The sequence below is a fragment of the Pseudomonas sp. EL_65y_Pfl1_R83 genome (assembly GCF_963970695.1).
Classification (GTDB): Bacteria; Pseudomonadota; Gammaproteobacteria; order Pseudomonadales; family Pseudomonadaceae; genus Aquipseudomonas; species Aquipseudomonas tritici.
In genome coordinates, this window is record NZ_CAXAQI010000061.1 from 1 (window position 1) to 833 (window position 833).

Annotated in this window: 1 protein-coding gene; it reads right to left on the reverse strand. The window is 65.3% G+C overall.

The window, feature by feature from the left end:
* On the reverse strand, positions 1–833 hold an 833-nt coding region (locus AACY08_RS27585; RefSeq protein ID WP_339472275.1), incomplete at both ends, for a hypothetical protein.

The window sequence follows — 833 nt, forward strand, 5'->3', positions numbered from 1 at the left end:
GATCGGGGCCGCCGACATGGACGATCAGCACCTGGAAATCCTTGCTCCACGACACGATCCGCGCGGTGCGGGTGCCGACGGCCGCATCGAGCTGGGTCTGGATGTCGGCGAGCGCGGGATCGATCCAGTGCACGCGCGGGCGCGTGTCGGTATATTGCACGCCAACGAGGCGCGTGCCGCTCTCGTCGCTGATGATGCTGTCAATATCATAACCGGGCACGCCGAACAGTTTCGCCCCGGTCTTGAGCGTTGCCAGATCGAGCGGATAGAGCGCGGTCACGTCATCGGCATCGCTGATCGACAGCGCCTTGCCGGGTTCGGGCAGGAACATGGCGGGGGTGTTGCCGAGATCGGCATCCTTGCCCTTCGTCTTGACGAGCGTGCGGAAGGGCTGGGCGGCGCTGTCGCGGTAGAGCAAGCGGTAGGAGCGCGTGTCATCGTCATAGGCAAGTCCCGAGCGCACCGTGCCGGTGCCATCGGCATACCAGTCCATGACGGTTTCGCGCGGCGGCTGCACCTGCACGCTGTGGCCGTTGGTGACATCGAAATCGCGCACTTCGGGCCAGAACCCTGCGGTATCGCGATAGATCGAGGTTTGCAGGGCGAGGCGGATGTGCGGGCTGCCATCGCGCGCGATCCACAGGATGTCGTCGGCCCCTTGCGCGGCGAGATCCTTGCCGAGCACGTTGATCTTCTTGCCATCGGCGCTGATGCCGATCGTGCGGCGCAGATACCAGCTATCCCCCTCGACCGGGGCGGTGGCACCGATCGTGGCGACGAGCCAGTCATTATTGACCCAGGCCCAGCTGTTGAGATCGTTGGGGCCGGGGCTG